The following is a 2,222-nucleotide window of genomic DNA, read 5'->3' on the forward strand; positions in this document are numbered from 1 at the left end:
CATCGGCCCAGGGTGCCGCGGGTGGCGGGACGGTGCGTGCGGCTCGCGCCGGACCGGCCGCGAACTGTGGACAGAGGGGGGCGTGACACGGCCGGGTGGGGACGGTTCACGGGTGGTGCCGCCCGCGGGTCGAGGGCCACCGGGCGTCGGCGTACAATCCAGGACGCGACCTGTGTGCGCACGGGTTGACTTCGCGTGTACGTGCTGTCCCCCGCGGACCCGGTGTCCGGATCCGACACGGGACAGGGTGCCCGGCGGTCTCCACGGTGGCCGACACCGTGGGGTCCGGGCGTCCGCACGGCACCAGGGCGGTGGGCCACCCGGCCCCCGCGACAACCGGCCACCGCGTCGTCGGGCCCGCGCCCGGCGCGCTCAACACAGAAGAGGTGCGAATCCGGCCATGGCCGTCGTCACCATGAAGCAGCTGCTCGATTCCGGCGTGCACTTCGGGCACCAGACCCGCCGCTGGAATCCGAAGATGAAGCGCTACATCCTCACCGAGCGCAACGGCATCTACATCATCGACCTGCAGAAGACGCTGTCCTACATCGACCGCGCCTTCGAGTTCGTCAAGGAGACCGTCGCCCACGGCGGCACGATCCTGTTCGTCGGCACGAAGAAGCAGGCGCAGGAGGCCATCTCCCAGGAGGCCCTCCGGGTGGGCATGCCGTTCGTCAACCAGCGTTGGCTCGGCGGGATGCTGACCAACTTCCAGACCGTGCACCGCCGCCTGCAGCGGCTCAAGGAGCTGGAGGCACAGGAGCAGACCGGCGGGTTCCAGGGCCTGACCAAGCGTGAGATCCTCACTCTGACCCGGGAGAAGGACAAGCTGGAGCGGACCCTCGGCGGTATCCGCGATATGTCCAAGGTGCCGAGCGCGGTGTGGATCGTCGACACCAAGAAGGAGCACATCGCCGTCGACGAGGCCCGCAAGCTGGGTATCCCGGTGGTGGCGATCCTGGACACGAACTGCGACCCGGACGAGGTCGACTACCCGATCCCGGGCAACGACGACGCCATCCGGTCGGCCGCGCTGTTGACCAAGATCGTCGCCGAGGCCTCCGCCGCGGGTCTGATGGCGCGCTCCGGCCGCAACGGGTCCGCTCCCGAGGGGGAGGAGAAGCCCGAGGCCGGGGTCGCGACGGACGAGCCGCTCGCCGAGTGGGAGCAGGAACTGCTCGCGGGCTCGGAGGCGGGCGCCGCCCAGCAGTCCGGTGAGCAGCCCGCCGAGCAGTCGAGCGAGCAGACGACCGCGTCCTGATCCCTGTCCCGGAAGACCGTACGAAGGAACGGAAAGACTTACTGACGATGGCGAACTACACCGCGGCAGACGTCAAGCGCCTCCGCGAGCTCACCGGCTCGGGGATGATGGACTGCAAGAAGGCGCTGGAGGAGTCCGAGGGCGACTTCGACAAGGCCGTCGAGTTCCTGCGCATCAAGGGTGCGAAGGACGTCGGCAAGCGTGCCGAGCGGGCCACCGCCGAGGGCGTGGTGGCCGGTGACGGCGGCGTGCTCGTCGAGCTCAACTCGGAGACCGACTTCGTCGCCAAGAACGACGAGTTCCTGACGCTGGCCGACCGGATCGTGGACGTGGCGAAGGCCGAGCGTTCGAACGACGTGGAGCAGCTCCGCAACGCCGAGCTGAACGGCCAGACCGTCGCCGAGGCGATCCAGGAACTGTCCGCGAAGATCGGCGAGAAGCTGGAGCTGCGCCGGGTCGCGGCCTTCGACGGGCAGGTGAGCACCTACCTGCACCGTCGGGGCTCCGGCCTGCCGCCCGCGGTCGGTGTGCTGGTGGAGTACACCGGCGACGACGCCGAGGCCGCCCGGAACGCGGCCCTGCAGGTGGCGGCGCTCAAGCCGCAGTACCTCACGCGCGACGACGTGCCGTCCGAGCTCGTGGAGAACGAGAAGCGCATCGCGGAGCAGACCGCCCGCGAGGAGGGCAAGCCGGAGCAGGCACTCCCGAAGATCATCGAGGGCAAGGTCAACGCCTTCTACAAGGACACCGTGCTGCTGGAGCAGCCGTCGGTGACCGACAACAAGAAGACGGTGCAGAACCTGCTCGACGAGGCGGGTGTGACCGTCACGAGGTTCGTCCGGTTCGAGGTCGGCCAGGCCTGACCGGCGACCGGCACCGTGCCCCGTCTCCCGCCAGGTCAGGAGGCGGGGCACAGCCGTGAGACAGGCGGGAGAATCGTCCCGTCGGCCCGCCCCGCCGG

The 2,222-nt window shown here is 69.7% G+C and carries 2 protein-coding genes; both read left to right on the plus strand.

Going from position 1 to position 2,222, the window contains the following annotated elements; genetic code table 11:
- The first annotated feature begins 400 nt into the window (after nucleotides 1–400).
- Entirely contained in the window at nucleotides 401–1,261 is an 861-nt protein-coding gene (rpsB, locus tag SACHA_RS25775; protein WP_007024108.1) for a 30S ribosomal protein S2, read from the plus strand.
- A 47-nt stretch (nucleotides 1,262–1,308) separates the two neighbouring features.
- Nucleotides 1,309–2,124 (plus strand): translation elongation factor Ts, encoded by an 816-nt coding sequence (gene tsf / locus SACHA_RS0118015; RefSeq protein WP_019812040.1) that lies wholly within the window; start codon nucleotides 1,309–1,311, stop codon nucleotides 2,122–2,124.
- The last annotated feature ends 98 nt before the right edge of the window (nucleotides 2,125–2,222 follow it).

Origin of the sequence: Saccharomonospora halophila 8 (assembly GCF_000383775.1) — a bacterium.
Taxonomy (GTDB): Bacteria; Actinomycetota; Actinomycetes; order Mycobacteriales; family Pseudonocardiaceae; genus Saccharomonospora; species Saccharomonospora halophila.